The organism is Paeniglutamicibacter psychrophenolicus, assembly GCF_030812255.1.
In the GTDB taxonomy this organism is placed as follows: Bacteria; Actinomycetota; Actinomycetes; order Actinomycetales; family Micrococcaceae; genus Paeniglutamicibacter; species Paeniglutamicibacter psychrophenolicus_A.
In genome coordinates, this window is sequence record NZ_JAUSSH010000026.1 from 1 (window position 1) to 15,629 (window position 15,629).

The window sequence follows — 15,629 nt, forward strand, 5'->3', positions numbered from 1 at the left end:
TTTGCATCCGCCTTCCGCTGCTCTCCCTTTCGGGCTACGCTGCGGGGCTCGGTGCGAGAAACAACTCTACGCGCAACCCGCCCGAATGTCCAAACGGGCGCCTCCTGCACCATCCAGACACCGGGAACCGCGGAAACGCGGGGACCATTCCGGGTTTTCGCCCGAAAATTCCCGTATTTCGCCAATATCGACCTTTGAGCGCTGCATCACATCGACTGTGCCGCATCAGTCCTAGACTGAAAAACATGCCTGAACTTCCAAAGAACACAGCGGTCAGCATCCATCCCGCCAACAAACTGCAGCAGGTACTTGGTTATGCCGAGCCCATCTTCAATGCCTCCATGGCCGGGGCTGCCGGCGGCGCATTGGCCGCGGCCGTGTCGACAGCGGGCGGTTTTGGCATGCTGGGCATCGGTGGAAACGCCACCAAGAAGTGGATCGATGGCGAGGCAGGGATTGCGGCTTCGTCGGGGCACCCCTGGGGTGCCGGTCTGATGGCCTGGGTCTTGGACAAGAACCTCGATCCCCTGGAGCATGTCCTGGAACACGGTCCATCCTTCGTCTGCATCAGCTTCGGCGAACCGGGCCCTGCTGCCGCATTGGTCCATGAATCCGGAGCCTTGACCGGGATGCAGGTAGGCAATGCGGCCGAACTGTCTCGTGCGCTTGAGGACGACATCGACGTAGTGATCTGCCGCGGGAACGAGGGCGGGGGCCACGGCCGGAACGAAGTCTCCACGCTCCCCCTGCTGCAACTGGCCTTGGAAAAGACCAACAAGCCGGTGATCGCAGCAGGCGGACTGGCCACGGCAGCCGGAGTGGCGGCCGTCCTGGGTGCAGGGGCTTCGGCGGCCTGGATCGGCACGCGCTTTGCCGCGGCCACGGAATCGATGAGCCACCGGAACATCAAGGATGCAATCGGGGCCGCCGAAATCGACGACACCATCTACACACGGGCCTTCGACATCGCCCAGAGAATTGATTGGCCGGTGGAATACGGCGGCCGGGCCCTGCGCAACGAATTCAGCGACAACTGGGCCGAAGACCTCGAGGCGCTCAGTGCCACGGTCGATGCAAGCGATGCCCTGACCAATTCGATCAACGAAGCCCGGGCGAAGGCCGACCTGTCCTTGGCTCCGGTCTATGCCGGCCAATCGGCAGGACTCTCCGCCGCAGGCCAAAGCGCCGCGGAAATCGTTGCGGACCTTGCCCGCTTCCGCTCGATACTGCAGCAGGCGTCCCAACGCTGGAAGACCGCCTAGCGAGCACGGTTCTTTGTGCTCAGTAGCCCAGCGTCATGTTGTCGATCAACCGGACTTCGCCGATCTTCGCCGCAACCAGCAGCAAGCCTTCCCCGGTAAACGGGGTGTCCTGGCAGTTGAAGGCCAGCTCCTGCAAGGTGCGCGGGTCGACAAGTTCGAAGTAGTCCAGCTCCACCAGCGGTTCCATCTCGAAGAGCCCCGCGGCGTCCTCCAGGTACAGCGGTTCATGGCGGTCGGCCCGCCCCTTGACCAGATTCAGCGCCCGGTGGATCACCAGGGCCGCCTCCGCCTGTTCCTTGCTGAGGAACTGGTTCCTGCTGGATAGCGCCAGGCCCTCGGCGCTGCGGATGATCGGCACCGAGCGGATCTCCACCGGGAAGTTCAGGTCCGCCACCATGCGGTTGATCAGCACCAGCTGCTGGGCATCCTTCTGTCCGAAGTAGGCACGGTAGGCAACGGGGACCCCCAACGTGGCCGGCGGCATACAGAAGTGCAGCAGCTTGGCAACCACCGCAAGCATCCCGTCGAAGTGGCCGGGACGCGAAGCGCCCTCGAACTTCTCGCCCAGGGCACCGGAATCGAGCTTGACCAGCGGACGGCCGTCGGGATAGACCGTCGACACCTCGGGGGCAAAGACGATGTCGGCCCCGGCCCGGGCCAGGATCTCGACGTCGGCCTCCAGGGTGCGCGGGTAGCGGTCGAAGTCGGCCCGGTCATTGAACTGCAGTTCGTTGACGAAGATGCTGACCACCAGCACGTCGTTTTGCTCCCGGGCGGTGGACACCAGCGATTCGTGCCCCGAATGCAGGGCCCCCATGGTGGGCACCAGCCCCAGGGTCGCCGGGTGGTTTCCCGGTGCCGGCGCTTCGAGCGCCTGGGCAATGGCCGCCGAGAGCTCGGCGGCGGTACGGACGATGCGGGGTGCGCGGCTGGCGGAATTTGCTGGTGTGCTCACCATCCCAGCTTAGCTTTGGGACGTCGTGGCCGGTGGCCGTCGGTCCTACTTTCCCAGCGCGCCCAGGATCCCCTCGAGGGTTTGGCTGCTGATCAGGCCGCGGGCGTGGGCGCGCAGCGCGGTTGCCCGGCTCATCGCCAGGTATCCCTCCCGGGTGTCCTCGGTGATCGATGGGTCCGAGAGCGCGGCGCGGTGCGCGGCAATGGTGTGCACATCCCCGCGGGCCACCGGCCCGGTCAAGGCGCCTTCCCCGGAGGCCAGCGCATTTTCCAGCGAGGCGCGCATGAGCGCCGAGAGCATCCGCTCGGGTTGTTCGACGCCGATGCCGGCCAGGATTCCGGCCGATTGCCCGGCCACGGTCACCAGGTGGTTCGAGGCGTGGGACAGGGCAGCATGGTATTTCACCCGGTCCTCCTCGGCGATCACCACCGGCTCCCCGCCCATTTCCACCACGAGCGCCTGGGCGATGGGCAGGACCATGTTCGAGGCGCTGACCCCGAAGACGCAGTCGGCCAGCCGCTCCAGGTCCATGCTCATCCCGGTGAAGGTCATGGCCGGGTGCACGGCCAGTCCGATGGCGCCGGCCGCCGTGGCCGGGGCGAGCACCTCGGTGCCGTAGCGCCCGGCGGTGTGCAGCACCAGCTGTCCGGCCTGCCAGTGCCCGGCCACGGCCAGTCCGGAGACCAAATCCGCCAGCGCATCGTCGGGAACCGCCAGGATGACCAGTTCGGCACGGCGCAGGATCTCGGGGATCTGCAGCACCGGCACGCCGGGCAGCAGCATTTCCGCGCGCTCGAGCGAGGCATCGGAAACCGCATGGACGCCAACGATCTGGTGCTCGGCTGCACGCAGCGCTGCACCGAGCACGGCGCCGACCTTCCCCGCGCCAATGACCCCGACCCCCAGCCGTCCCGGCTTGCCCGTGCTTCTCATGCGTCCCCCAGCCAGTGGTTTGAATCGGTTTGCCTGCGTGCCGCCGCGGCGCGGTCGGCCTGTTCCAGGAACAGTTCCCGGCCCGAGGCGACATCGAGCTGGTGCACCAGCGGCACCACGGGCCCGGCGATCGTGGCCAGGGACAGGTCCACCACCCCGAAGCGCCTGGCCAACGGGCCCTGGCTCAGCCGCAGGCCCTGGGTGCGGGCGTGCGGCACGATGGCGATGGTGCGGTGCAGCGCCCCGTTGCGTGCCACCAGTGCGGTGTCGGTCAGCGCGTAGCCCTGCCGCTTGTATGCCAGCGGCGAGAGCGGGCGGACCCGCGGCGGGGACACGACGAACCCGCCCTCGGTGCCGGAGCCATTGATGGCGGCGGCAAAGAAGTCGCGCGGAGCGGCAACGCCCGGGGCCGGTAGCACCACCGAGAGCACCGCCAGGACGTCCTCGTAGCTGCCCACCGGCAGCAGCACGCTGCGTTGTTCGGCGTCGTTGGCCGCCCCGCCGCCGATGCCCGCGACGTTCACCGCCACCCGGTACCAGCCCAACGGCCGCCAGAAGAAGGGGGCGGTGACCTTGATGGCCTGGACCCTGCCCGGCGGCACCGTCTGGTGTCGGGTGTCCAGCAGCCCGTAGCCCAGGCGCAGCCCGTCCGCGCTGGTGGCGGCCTTGAAGTTGTAGCCGGTGTTCAGGTTGTTCCACAGCGCGCCGGCCATGCCCAGGAACGCCGGCAGCAGGTAGAAGGGGGCGAACCCCTCGATGGCGGACATGGCGATGCCCAGCCCGATGATGCCCAGCACCATCAAGATGGTCGAGGGGCGCAGCAGGATGGACCCGATGAGCCGGCCCGTGGGCACCACGGCGACCACGCGCTCGCTGGCGGCCAGCGAGGCGGAAACCGAGGCGTATCCCGGTGCCGGGGCCTGGACGGCCGCTTCCTGCGGTGCCGTCGGATCCGGTGGCTGCCCCGCGACCGTGACCGCATCAGTCTGTGCGGGAAGCGGGGGTGCCGGGGGCGCGGGCGTCTTCAGCCCGGCGGCGCGGGCCAGGATCTCGTTGCGCAGCTGGTGCGCCTCGGAGAGTTTCACGAAGGCCAGGTTCATCGCAGCGGAGCCCGAGTCCGCGACGTCGAAGCGCAGCTCGGCAAGCCCGAAGATCCGGGCCACCAACGGCTGGGCGATGTCGATCGACTGGACCCGGTCGATGCGGGCCTGGCGCTGCTGGCGGAAGACCATGCCGGTGTTCACGTTTACGTGGCGATCGGTGATCTGGTACTTGGTGAACCACCAGGTGCCGAAGAAGCCCAGCAGGATCAGCAGCAGGATGCCGGCGCCGACCAGCAGCGAAACCATCAGCGGGGTCCCGGAAATGAAGTCGGGACCGGGGTTCGGCTCCTCCTCGCCGAAGAAGGAGGACAAGGTGTTCTGGCCGTAGACGAAGGCGATGGCCACCACCGCGATCCAGCCGCGCACCAACGGGGAAACCGGGTGCACACGGTGCCACGGCGCCGTCGGGGTTTCCTGACCGTCGGTTTCCCCGGGACCGGGGTTCGGCACGGACCGCCCGGGAGTCACAGCCCGGCCAATCGCGATTCCCCGCGGGCGGCAAGCTGCTCGCGCAGGCGCGTGCCCTCGGCCACCGGCAAGCCGGGGATCTCCGCGGTGGCATCGGCCGCCGCGGTGTGCAGCTTGACCTTGCACAGCCCCAGCATCCGGTCGATCGGGCCCACGGCCACGTCGACGAACTGCATCCGGCCGTAGGGGACCACCAGCACCTTCTGGAACATCAGCCCGTGGCGCACCAGCAGGTCGTCCTCGCGTTCGGCGTAGCCGATCGCGGCGACCTGGCGGGGGATCAGCACCAGGCGCGTGATCTCGACGGCCAGCAACACCGCGGGGGCGGCGATCGCCAGCCACAGCGGGAAGCCGTCCCACACCCCGGTCAGCACCAGGACCAGCGGGACGCTGAGCACCAGCAGCGTGATCAACGCGCCAATGGCCCAACCCACCATGCGGACCTTCGCGTAGCTGGGGGACACGCGTGTCCATTGGATCCCGGCCGGGTCAATTGGTTCCTGCCGCATAGCCTTCCTCGTCCTTGCCCTTGGTCTTGGCCGCCGGGTCCGATGGATCTTCCGGGGGCAGCTTGCAGAACTGTTCCACAACCCATCCCACGATAACCATCACCAGCGCGCCACCGATCATCACCAAGGATGATTTCACCGCCGCGGAACCCATTCCGCCGGCCGTGAGCAGGCCCAGCAGGATCCCGGCGTGCCATCCGGCGATCGTGGATCCGGCATACACGCTGGCCTGCGCCAGCACCAGGGTGCGGGCCGCGGCAATCGGGTTCACGCGTTTCTTGGTCCGCCCGCTGGTGTACAGCTTGATGCGAATGCCCATGACCAGGGTGAGCAGGCAGGCGGCCCCCATGGTCACCAGGGAGGTCCAGTGCAGCACCGGCACCGGGTAGCCGCGGGTCGTGGCAATGATCTGCAGGGCATAGCCGGCAACCACCCCGATGACCAGCACGGTGAAGACCCACAACGGCCGCAAGGAATTCATGGCCCTAGGCCCCCGCTTCGACGCGGACGATGTCGGGGGTGTCGGCCGCGGCGGCGGCAAGCGTGGTGACCGGGATCCCGGACAGCTGCGCGTCCGGTTCCATCCAGGACCACGGCAGCAGCACGAAGCCGCGTTCCGCGGCCCGCGGGTGCGGCAACGTCAGCACCGGGTCCGAGCTGGTTTCTTCCCCGTAGGTGATCACGTCGATGTCCAGGGTGCGCGGACCCCAGCGGACCTCGCGGGTGCGGTGGTGCGCCGCCTCGATCTGCTGGCAGGTGGCCAGCAGCCGGCGCGGGGCCAAGGTGGTTTCGATGCGCAGCACCAGGTTCAGGAAGTCGGGTTGCCCCTCTGGCCCGCCCACGGGCCTGGTCACCGCGGTGTCCGAGACGCGCACCAGCTCGATGCCCTCGGTGGCGGCCAGGGAGGAGACCGCGGCCTGCAGCGTTCCGGCACGTTCACCCAGATTGGAGCCCAGGGCAAGGATGCAGGAAACCATCGAACTCACTCCCGTTCGCGGTAAATGTGGATGGTGACGTCGGAAAAGGTCACGGTGATCGGGGCCTTGGGCTTGTGCACGATGACCTCGACTCCCGAGACCGTGCCGAAGGCGGCCAGGATCGCCGCGGCGGTCTTTTCCGCCAGGGTCTCGATCAGGTCCCATGGTCCGTCCTGGATCTGGGCGACCACCAGCTCCCCGAGCTCCCCGTAGTGGGCGGTGTCGGCGACGTTGTCGCTGGCCGCTGCCTTGCGGATGTCGGTGTGCAGGACCACGTCGAGGGTGAACGGCTGTCCGTCGCGCTTCTCGTGCTCGAAGACGCCGTGGTGCCCGATGGCGGTGATGCCCGACAGGGTGATGGTGTCCGTGCGCATGCTGCTGCCCCGCCCGTTTCCTAGAGTGCCGGGACGCGGGCCGCGGACCAGGCGGTCGCGACCTTCACGGCATCCAGGTTGCCGGGCACATCGTGCACGCGCACCCCCCAGGCTCCGTTGGCCGCGGCCAGGGCGCTGGTTGCCGCGGTGGCGGCATCGCGGGCCGTGGGGACCGCGGGCTTGGAATCGACGGTCAGCAGCGCGCCAAGGAAGCGCTTGCGGCTGGTGCCCACCAGCACGCGGTGGCCCAGGGCGGTGAAGCGGTCCAGGGCGCGCAGCAGCTCCCAGTTGTGTTCGTGGTCCTTGGCGAAGCCGAGCCCCGGGTCCAGGATCAGCTGCTCGGAGGCGACCCCGGCGGCAAGGAACGTCTCGCGCAGCGCGAGCAGTTCCTCGATGACCTCGGACACGACGTCGGTGTAGTTCGCCTCGGTGGTCATCGAGGCGGCGTCCCCGCGACGGTGCATCAGCACGTAGGGGGCACCGGTTTCGGCAATCAGCGCGGGCATGTCTGCCTCGTGGGTGAGCCCGGAGACGTCGTTGACGATGTGCGCGCCGGCGGTCAGGGCAGCGCGGGCGGTGGAGGTGTGCATGGTGTCGACCGAGATGATCGCCCCGGCCTTGGCCAGCGCCGTGATGACCGGAAGGATCCGGGCCTGTTCCACGGCCGGGTCCACCGGCTCGGCGCCGGGGCGGGTGGATTCCCCGCCGACGTCGATGATGTCCGCGCCGCCGTAGTGCATGCGCAGTCCGTGGCCGATGGCCTCGTCCGCGGTGGCGTACTTGCCTCCGTCGGAAAAGGAATCCTCGGTGATGTTCAGGATGCCCATGACCAGGGTGCGGCCAACGGGCAGGTCGGCCATGGTGCGGGCCGTTGATTTCTTGATGACCGGCAGCGGGCTGGTGGCCGGGCCGGTTCCGGGGATCGCTCCAAGCGACATGGGGTTTCCTACTTTCCGAGAATGAGGCTCATGGCCTCGGCGCGGGTGGCGGGCTCGCGAAGCTGGCCACGCACCGCGCTGGTGACGGTCTTGGCGCCCGGCTTGCGGACGCCCCGCATGGACATGCACATGTGTTCGCACTCGATGACGACCATCGCCCCGCGCGGGTTCAGGTGCTCCATGAGCGCCTCGACGATCTGGGTGGTCAACCGCTCCTGGACCTGCGGGCGCTTGGCGAAGACCTCCACCAGGCGGGCCAGCTTGCTCAGTCCCGTGACCTTGCCCTCGGGGCCGGGGATGTAGCCGACGTGTGCGGTGCCGTGGAACGGCACCAGGTGGTGTTCGCAGGTCGAATAGAAGGGGATGTCCTTCACCAGCACCAATTCGTCATGCTCGATGTCGAAGGTGGTGGCCAGGTGGTCGGCCGGGTCCTGGTGCAGGCCGGCGAAGAACTCGCCGTAGGCCTTGGCCACGCGCTTGGGCGTTTCCACCAGGCCGTCGCGGTCCGGGTCCTCGCCAATGGCGTAGAGGATCTCCCGCACGGCCTTTTCGATGCGGACCAGGTCCACGCCGCTGGTGCCCTGGGCGCTGTCGTCTTCAAATTGATCGATCTCGTTCACGCTTCCGATCCTAGCTGGTGTGTGCGTTGGGTTACGCGCCGGCCGGAGCGCCCGAGGTGCCGTCGGCTGCTTCCGCAGCGCCGTTTTCGGCCGCCTCGGAGGCGATTTCCTTCGCCGAAAGCACCGGTCCGGCAGCGTGCACCGGGCGGGAATCCTTGCTCAGCCAGACCTCGCGCTCCGGGCGCTTGATGAGGTCGTGGAAGATCTCTTCGATTTCCTTCTGGTTCAGCGTTTCGTGCTCGAGCAAGGCCAAAGCCAGGCGGTCGAGCACGTGGCGGTTCTCCGTCAGCGCGGCGTAGGCCTCGTCGTGCGCGGTGTCGATCAGCGCGCGGACCTCCTCGTCGACCACGTTGGCCATGGCGTCCGAGTAGTTGCGGCTTGCCGCTTGACCGTACATGGCATCCCCGGAGGAGGAACCCAGCTTCACGGCGCCGATGCGTTCGCTCATGCCGTAGTCGGTGACCATGGCGCGGGCGGTGGCGGTGGCCTTTTCGATGTCGTTGGAGGCGCCGGTGGAGGGGTCGTGGAAGACGATTTCCTCCGCGACGCGCCCGCCCATGGCGTAGGCCATCTGATCGAGCAGCTCGTTGCGGGTCACAGAGTACTTGTCGTCGTCCGGGACCACCATGGTGTAGCCCAGGGCGCGGCCGCGCGGCAGGATGGTGACCTTGGTGACCGGTGCGGTCTGGCGCATGGCCGCGGCCACCAGGGCGTGTCCACCCTCGTGGTACGCGGTGATCTTGCGCTCGTGTTCCTTCATCAGCCGGCTGCGCTTCTGCGGGCCGGCCATGACGCGGTCGATGGCCTCGTCCAGGGCGCGGTCGTCGATCAGCTGGGCGTTGGAGCGGGCGGTGAGCAGCGCGGCCTCGTTGAGCACGTTGGCCAGGTCGGCGCCGGTGTAACCCGGCGTCTTTTTCGCCACGGCCTTCAGGTCCACATTGGTGGCCATCGGCTTGCCCTGGGCGTGGACCTTGAGGATCTGCTCGCGGCCGATCATGTCCGGTGCCTCCACCGGGATCTGGCGGTCGAAGCGGCCCGGGCGCAGCAGTGCCGGGTCAAGCACGTCGGCGCGGTTGGTCGCGGCGATCAGGATGACGTTGGTGGTGGCGTCGAAGCCGTCCATTTCGACCAGGAGCTGGTTGAGGGTCTGCTCGCGCTCGTCGTTGCCGCCGCCGATGCCGGCGCCGCGGTGGCGGCCCACCGCATCGATTTCGTCAACGAAAATGATGGCCGGGGAGTTGTTCTTGGCCTGCTCGAAGAGGTCGCGGACACGCGAGGCGCCGACGCCGACGAACATCTCCACGAAGTCCGAGCCGGAGATCGAGTAGAACGGGACTCCGGCCTCGCCCGCAACGGCCTTGGCCAGCAGGGTCTTGCCGGTGCCCGGAGGGCCGTAGAGCAGCACGCCCTTGGGGATCTTGGCGCCGACGGCCTGGAACTTGCCCGGTTCGCGCAGGAATTCCTTGATTTCGTGGAGTTCCTCCACGGCTTCCTCGGCACCTGCCACGTCGACGAACGTCACCTGGGGCATGTCCTTGGTGATCAGCTTCGCCTTGGACTTGCCGAACTGCATGACCTTGGATCCGCCGCCCTGGGAACGGGACAGGATGAACCAGAAAAGGCCGACGATCAGGATCATCGGGATCATGAAGCCCAGCATCGAGGTGAACCAGTTGTTCTGCACGGGCTGGTCGGTGTAGCCGGTCAGGTTGGCTTCGTTGACCGCGTCAACGACCTGGGTTCCGCGCGGGATGGAGTAGAAGAACGAGACGTTCTTTCCCTTGTCCGCGCCGTCGATGTTCAGCGGCTGCTTCAGCGTGAGGTCCACGCGCTGCTCGCCGTCGAAGATCTTCGCCTCGGAGACCTTGTCGTCCTTGAGCAACTGCATGCCCAGGGAGGTGTCGATGCGCCCGGAGTTGCCACCCAAGAGCGTCGGCAGGAAAATCAGCAGCACCGCGGCGCCCAACAGCACCCAGACGATCCAGCTGTTAAAGATCTTTTTCGCGTTCATTGATTGGGGGTCCCTCCCCATCCCTCCTGCTTTCGGGCCCATGCCGGCCCGGGCGTCTTGGGCGACGCCGGTATCTTGCTACACGTTAATAAGTAAACGCCCTCTTCGGTACCCACGGATGGGCCAGGCGATAAGTTCCCCTTTGGGCGTAAGAACACCGATGGCCGCCCCCGGGGAACCGGAAACGGCCATGGCGCACGGCATTTTGGTGCGTGATGCGGCGGAAGGCTGGGCTGCTGCCCGCTACTGGTAGACGTGCGGGGCCAGGGTCCCGATGAAGTCCAGGTTGCGGTAGCGCTCGTCAAAGTCCAGGCCGTAGCCGACAACGAATTCGTTGGGGATCTCCATGCCGACGTACTTCACGTCGATCTCCACCTTGGCGGCCTCCGGCTTGCGCAGCAGGGTGCAGATTTCCACCGAGGCGGGGCCGCGGGACTGCAGGTTGGCCAGCAGCCAGGACAGGGTCAGGCCGGAGTCGATGATGTCCTCGACGATCAGCACGTGCTTGCCCAAAAGGTCGGTGTCGAGGTCCTTGAGGATCCGCACGACGCCGGAGGACTGGGTGCCCGAACCGTAGGAGGAAACCGCCATCCAGTCCATGGTCACGTGGGAGTGCAGGGCACGGACCAGGTCGGCCATGACCATCACGGCACCCTTGAGCACGCCGACAACCAGGATGTCCCGGCCTTCGTAGTCGGCGTCGATCCGGGCGGCAAGCTCATCGATCTTGGCCTGGATTTCTTCCTTGGTGTAGAGGACATGCGCCAAATCGGCGCTGACATCTTTCGAATCCACGAGGGCTCCTGGTTCTGGGGTCGGCAATAGACCGGTCGAGGGGAGGGCGTTTCTACCCACGGTCTAGAGTGCCACAGTCTGGAGCGCGGTGGGGAGTGCGGCACCTGGGTCTTGCCGCGTCTTGGCGGCAGGCGAAGCCTCGAATGTGAGGCAATTCTCACGATCCGGGGTGCGGCAGGGCCGTGGCATCCAGCCGCAGGTGCGCCCGGGCGCCAGCGGGCAGCCGGGTCCCGGCGACGCGGGTGGCGTACACCGGGCCCTCGAGCTGGACGGGGCCGGCCGAGACCGAGCCGCACACCAGGGCGTCAAGCGCGGCCAGGCGTTCGAAGTCGGGCACCGGTGCGCCCAGGCGGGCCACGGCCAGGCGCAGCACGCGCGAGCGCAGGGGGCCGGGCAGCGCGCGCAGGCGTTCGAGGTCGAGCCTGGGCACCGCGGCTGGCCGGTCCGCGGCGACCGGCAGCGCGGCATCGTCCAGCGCGGTTAGCGCCAACCCGTCGAGGTACTGCGCGTCGGCGCGCGCCAGCGCCGCGGTCCGCGCCAACGCGGCGGGGATGGATTCGCCCAGCACCTCCCGCAGCACCGGCATCAGCTCGTGCCGCACCCGGTTGCGCAGGTAGCGCGGATCGGTGTTGGTCGGGTCTTCCCAGTAGGCGAGGCCCTCGTGCCGGCAGATCTCCTCGATGTCCGCCCGGGACAGGGACAGCAGCGGGCGCAGGTAGGGCCCGCGGGCCGCCGGCATCCCGGCCAGCGAGAGTGTCCCGGATCCCCTCCCCAACCCGAGCAGCACCTGTTCTGCCTGGTCGTCGAGGGTATGGCCGAGCAGCACATGGTCGGACCCGGTCTGCCTCAGGCCTTGCTCGAAGGCCGCATAGCGGGCGGAACGGGCCGCTTGCTCGCTGCCGCCGGCCACCCGGACCTCGAGCACCAGCACCGGGTCCAGGCCCAGGGTGCGGCACTGGTCCGCGGCCCGCTGCGCCACCAGGTCGCTGCCTTCCTGCATGCCGTGGTCCACGATGAGGGCACCGGCGCGGATCTCGCCCTTGCGGTGCAGGAACGCGGCCGCTGCGGCCAGCGCCAGCGAGTCCGCCCCGCCGCTGCAGGCCACCAGTACGCTTGCACCCCGGGGCACCATGGCACGGATCGCGTTGCGGGCCTCGGCCAGCACGCGCGGCAGCTTCCCGCCCATCGACCTGCCTCTCCCCCGGAGGGGTTGTTCCTAGTTGTTGTGGGGTGTTTCGGTCCCGGCAGCGGTGCCGGCGCCTTCCATGCGTGCCACCCATTGCTCGGGGTGGTGCACCTCGTGCTCGGTGGGAAGGTTTTCCGGACCCTCCCAGACCTTGTTGAAGCCCTCCATGCCCATGAGCTTCACGGCCCGGGTGACGAAGCGCTGCCCGTCGGCGTACTGGCGCATCTTCGCGTCCAGCCCCAGCAGCTTGCGCAGCCATTTTTCCAGCGCCGAACGGTCCTTGCCGCGGGAGCCGAAGCGCTGGCGGATGGTGCGCACGCTGGGCACGATGGAGGAATCCACAGCGTCCATCACCACGTTGGCGTGGCCCTCGAGCAGCGACATCACCGCGGTGATGTGCGAGAGGATCGCCTTTTGCTCCCCGGTGCGCAGGCCGGCCAGCAACCCGCCGCCGGAGGCGAAGTCGTCGGCCGTTCCTTTCGTGTCGGCTGTCTTGTCCAGCGTCTTCTTCCCGCGGATGACGTCGGAGGCGGCGGCGCGCAGCCGCTCGCCCAGCGCCTCGGGCTCGGCCAGCAGCGAGGCCAGCAGCTCGGCAATCTTGGACTGCAGGTGCGCCCGCAGCCACGGGGCGGCGGCGAACTGCACCCGGTGGGTCTGCTCGTGCAGGGTGACCCAGAGCCGGAAGTCGTCGACATCGACCTTCAGTTCCCGTTCGATCGCCACGATGTTCGGCGCCACCAGCATCAGCCGCCCGCCGGCCGGCAGGTCATCGCGCAGCAGCCCCGCGAAGGGGTCGTACTGGCCCAGGACCTTGGAAGACATGAAGGCAAGGATCGCGCCCATCTCCACGCCGGTCGCGGTGGCGGAGAGCACCTGGGTGGCCTCGGAAATCTTCTCCCCGCGCGTCTTGGCCAGGTGCTCCATGGCCGGGGCCAGCATCGCCTCGAAGCTTTGGGTGTTCGCCTTGGCCCAGCCGGGCCGATCGACGATGAGCACCTGCGAATCGCGCAGGTCTGCGGCGGCCTCAAGACCGGTGATCCGGTGCACGTGCCCGACCGATTCGTCGGCCTTGGCGCGCAGGTCCGCGACGACCTCGGCAATCTGTGCGGGGGTGAGGACCGGGCCGGCGCCAACCAGCTTGGCCGCGGTGGTGGCGGCGAGGTCCCAATTGATCAGCCGGAAATCGGTGGTGTCCATGCCTTCCATCCCATCACGCTTTTGGCCCGTGCGGCGGGATTGCGCGCTGGGCAAAAAATCCCTGGCGCGGCGGCGGGCCGGGTTGGAGGGTTCAGCGGCAGCCGCAGCCGGTCAGCGCCGCCGCGGCCGCATCGAGCAGGCCCTTGTGCGGCGCGATGGTCCGGTCGTTGGTGTGCACGAAGAAGGAGAAGGCCAGCACCCGCCCGTCCCGGGTCACGGTGAGCCCGCTGAGGCTGGAGACCTCCATGAGCGATCCGGTCTTGGCGCGCACCACCCCGCGGGTGCCGCCGGAACCCAGCCGCGAGGCCAGGGTTCCGGTGGCACCGGCGACCGGCAGCCGGTAGCTGAGGTTGCGCAGTGCGGCGTGCTCGGAGGTGGCGGCGTATTCCAGGGCGCGGGCCAGGGTCAGCGGCGCGACCCGGGTGACCCCGGCCAGCCCGGAGGTGTCCACCAGGTGCATGCCGGTGGTGTCGATGCCCAGCCCGGCGATGGTTTGCGCCACGGCGGCCGCCCCGTGGGAATAGTCCCCGGGCTGCTCCCGGGCTACGGCCACCAGCCGCCCCAGCACCTCGGCGACGTAGTTGTCCGAGACCTCCAGCATGAACCGCACCTGCTCCCCGACGGTCGCCGAGGCCACCGACGCCAGCTCGGTGCCCGGGGTTCCGGACCCGGTCCGCACCACCTTGGCGGCAACCTGCATCCCGCCCCCGGCCGCGGCCACGGCGGCCCGAAGCTCCTTGGCAAACACCGTTGCGGCATGCATGCCCGGATCGGCGACCCGTGCCGCCTTCGCATCCCGGGTGGCGCGGGCCCCGTACATGGCGATCGGCGAGATCGGGGAGATGTTGTGCGTGGTCACCAGCGAAGCGTCCCAGTCGGGGTTCAGCGCCGCACCGGCAAAGAGCGACTCGTCCAGCTCGATGCGCACCGCCTCCCCCGCCTGGCCCGCGGCACGCGCCTTGCGCAGCGCGGTGGCCGTGCGTTCTGCCAGCGTTCCCAGCCCGGCCCGGCCACTGATCGACGCCGAACCGGCCCCGGCCCCCAGCAACACATCTCCCCCGCCGACCAGCACCACGGTGTTCGGGTCCTTGAGCATCGTCTTGGTGGTGAAGCGGTGGTCCTCGCCGATTTCCTGGATGGCGGCGATGGCCGTGAGCACCTTCAGGCTCGAGGCGGGGATGCCCGGTTGCCCGCCGGAGCGTGAATACAGTTCCTCGCCGCCGGCCACGTCGATGACGGTCGCGGTGACCGTGGTGCCGTCTCCGCCGGAGGAAAGCGCGGCATCCAGGACGGCTTTCAGTGCCGCCGGGCTTGGGGCCGGGGACGCGGGGTCAAGGTGCGGCAGTGCGGTGGGGTCGGCGGCGGCCAGCAAGGCGGGTTCCCGTGGCTCCGCGGCCGGCTCCGCGGCGGCGCCGGGGAACGCCACCGGGACCAGAAAGAATGCCACCAGGCCCAGCACCAGGCCGGCAACCAACACTGCAATACCCAGGCGCAGGAATTGGAGCGCTTGTTTCATCCGGCATCCTTAGAAATCGTCGTAGTCCCCGTGCGCCATATACCCTTAAGCGCAGTTACCTAAGACTAGACGGCAATCGGATGCGCCCGCTTCCGGACGTGCCACTGGTCACGAAAGCGAGGAGACCTTTCATGAGCCATGACGTCACCATCGAGATCCCAGCCGGATCGCGCGTGAAGTACGAGATCGACCACGAGACCCACCGCCTGCGCCTGGATCGTGTTCTCTTCACCTCCATGCAGTACCCGACGCACTACGGTTTCTTCGATGACACCCTGGGCGAAGACGGCGACCCGCTGGACGCACTGGTCTTCATCCCGGGCGTTGACCTGTTCCCGGGCGTTGTCGTCGAGTCCCGCCCGATCGCCGTCTTCAACATGACCGACGACGGCGGCGGAGACGCCAAGCTCATATGCGTCCCTGCGGATAAGCGCTTCGACCACATCCAGGAGTTCGAGGACCTCGACGGCTGGCTCATCAAGGAAATCGAGCACTTCTTCCTGCGCTACAAGGACCTTGAACCGGGCAAGTGGGTCAAGGCCGAGGGCTGGGAGGGCCGCGCAGCGGCCGAAGCCGAGCTCGAGCGTTCGATCGAGCGCTTCAAGGCCCAGGCCTAACCGCTCCGGGGCAATCCCCAAAGGTTGGGTCCGAAAGTTGCGCCACCGGCGCGATTTTCGGACCCAACCTTTTCGCTTTCCCGCACATGCTGCCGCGCCCGGCATCCACAGGCCCCCGGCACCCGTCCGCACCCCGCCGTCCCGCGGCGCACACTGGTGCCATGGAAA

Annotated in this window: 16 protein-coding genes; 2 read left to right on the forward strand and 14 right to left on the reverse strand. The window is 68.2% G+C overall.

Going from position 1 to position 15,629, the window contains the following annotated elements; genetic code table 11:
- The first annotated feature begins 245 nt into the window (after window positions 1-245).
- Entirely contained in the window at window positions 246-1,262 is a 1,017-nt protein-coding gene (locus tag J2T21_RS20580; RefSeq protein WP_307584044.1) for an NAD(P)H-dependent flavin oxidoreductase, read from the forward strand.
- A gap of 19 nt (window positions 1,263-1,281) precedes the next feature.
- On the opposite strand, the gene panC is transcribed toward J2T21_RS20580, so the two are convergent.
- The 14 genes from panC to dacB all read right to left on the reverse strand — a co-directional run bounded on the left by panC (window position 1,282) and on the right by dacB (window position 14,844).
- The gene (gene panC / locus J2T21_RS20585; protein ID WP_307584045.1) at window positions 1,282-2,217 is read right to left on the reverse strand and encodes a pantoate--beta-alanine ligase; all 936 of its coding nucleotides are present in this window, start codon (window positions 2,215-2,217) and stop codon (window positions 1,282-1,284) included.
- A 45-nt stretch (window positions 2,218-2,262) separates the two neighbouring features.
- Window positions 2,263-3,150 carry a Rossmann-like and DUF2520 domain-containing protein gene (locus J2T21_RS20590; protein WP_307584046.1) on the reverse strand — a complete coding sequence of 296 codons (888 nt, stop codon included), beginning with the start codon at window positions 3,148-3,150 and terminating at the stop codon, window positions 2,263-2,265.
- Window positions 3,147-4,703 (reverse strand): PH domain-containing protein, encoded by a 1,557-nt coding sequence (locus J2T21_RS20595; RefSeq protein ID WP_307584047.1) that lies wholly within the window; start codon window positions 4,701-4,703, stop codon window positions 3,147-3,149. Before J2T21_RS20595 ends, J2T21_RS20590 begins: the two co-directional genes overlap by 4 nt.
- Window positions 4,704-4,717: 14 nt before the next feature.
- Window positions 4,718-5,230 (reverse strand): PH domain-containing protein, encoded by a 513-nt coding sequence (locus tag J2T21_RS20600; protein WP_307584048.1) that lies wholly within the window; start codon window positions 5,228-5,230, stop codon window positions 4,718-4,720.
- Window positions 5,211-5,711, reverse strand: a complete 501-nt coding sequence (locus tag J2T21_RS20605) for a DUF3180 domain-containing protein (protein WP_307584051.1) — start codon at window positions 5,709-5,711, stop codon at window positions 5,211-5,213. The genes J2T21_RS20600 and J2T21_RS20605 overlap by 20 nt, the downstream gene beginning before the upstream one ends.
- 4 nt (window positions 5,712-5,715) lie before the next feature.
- Complete coding sequence (gene folK, locus J2T21_RS20610; protein ID WP_307584052.1) at window positions 5,716-6,207, reverse strand: 2-amino-4-hydroxy-6-hydroxymethyldihydropteridine diphosphokinase; 492 nt, start codon at window positions 6,205-6,207, stop codon at window positions 5,716-5,718.
- A gap of 5 nt (window positions 6,208-6,212) precedes the next feature.
- Complete coding sequence (folB, locus tag J2T21_RS20615) at window positions 6,213-6,581, reverse strand: dihydroneopterin aldolase (protein WP_307584053.1); 369 nt, start codon at window positions 6,579-6,581, stop codon at window positions 6,213-6,215.
- Between the two features lie 20 nt (window positions 6,582-6,601).
- Window positions 6,602-7,519 (reverse strand): dihydropteroate synthase, encoded by a 918-nt coding sequence (gene folP, locus J2T21_RS20620; RefSeq protein ID WP_307584054.1) that lies wholly within the window; start codon window positions 7,517-7,519, stop codon window positions 6,602-6,604.
- An 8-nt stretch (window positions 7,520-7,527) separates the two neighbouring features.
- Complete coding sequence (gene folE, locus J2T21_RS20625; protein WP_307584061.1) at window positions 7,528-8,130, reverse strand: GTP cyclohydrolase I FolE; 603 nt, start codon at window positions 8,128-8,130, stop codon at window positions 7,528-7,530.
- Window positions 8,131-8,170: 40 nt separating this feature from the next.
- Window positions 8,171-10,150: an ATP-dependent zinc metalloprotease FtsH gene (gene ftsH / locus J2T21_RS20630; protein ID WP_307584056.1), complete on the reverse strand. Its 1,980-nt coding sequence runs from the start codon at window positions 10,148-10,150 to the stop codon at window positions 8,171-8,173.
- Between the two features lie 243 nt (window positions 10,151-10,393).
- Window positions 10,394-10,945 (reverse strand): hypoxanthine phosphoribosyltransferase, encoded by a 552-nt coding sequence (gene hpt, locus J2T21_RS20635; RefSeq protein ID WP_113765026.1) that lies wholly within the window; start codon window positions 10,943-10,945, stop codon window positions 10,394-10,396.
- A gap of 157 nt (window positions 10,946-11,102) precedes the next feature.
- Window positions 11,103-12,131 (reverse strand): tRNA lysidine(34) synthetase TilS, encoded by a 1,029-nt coding sequence (gene tilS, locus J2T21_RS20640; protein WP_307584057.1) that lies wholly within the window; start codon window positions 12,129-12,131, stop codon window positions 11,103-11,105.
- Between the two features lie 30 nt (window positions 12,132-12,161).
- Complete coding sequence (locus J2T21_RS20645; RefSeq protein ID WP_307584058.1) at window positions 12,162-13,328, reverse strand: zinc-dependent metalloprotease; 1,167 nt, start codon at window positions 13,326-13,328, stop codon at window positions 12,162-12,164.
- Window positions 13,329-13,419: 91 nt separating this feature from the next.
- Window positions 13,420-14,844 (reverse strand): D-alanyl-D-alanine carboxypeptidase/D-alanyl-D-alanine endopeptidase, encoded by a 1,425-nt coding sequence (gene dacB, locus J2T21_RS20650; RefSeq protein WP_307584059.1) that lies wholly within the window; start codon window positions 14,842-14,844, stop codon window positions 13,420-13,422.
- Between the two features lie 131 nt (window positions 14,845-14,975).
- Here dacB and J2T21_RS20655 point away from each other — a divergent pair, with 131 nt between their 5' ends.
- The gene (locus tag J2T21_RS20655) at window positions 14,976-15,461 is read left to right on the forward strand and encodes an inorganic diphosphatase (RefSeq protein WP_307584060.1); all 486 of its coding nucleotides are present in this window, start codon (window positions 14,976-14,978) and stop codon (window positions 15,459-15,461) included.
- Window positions 15,462-15,629: the final 168 nt, after the last annotated feature.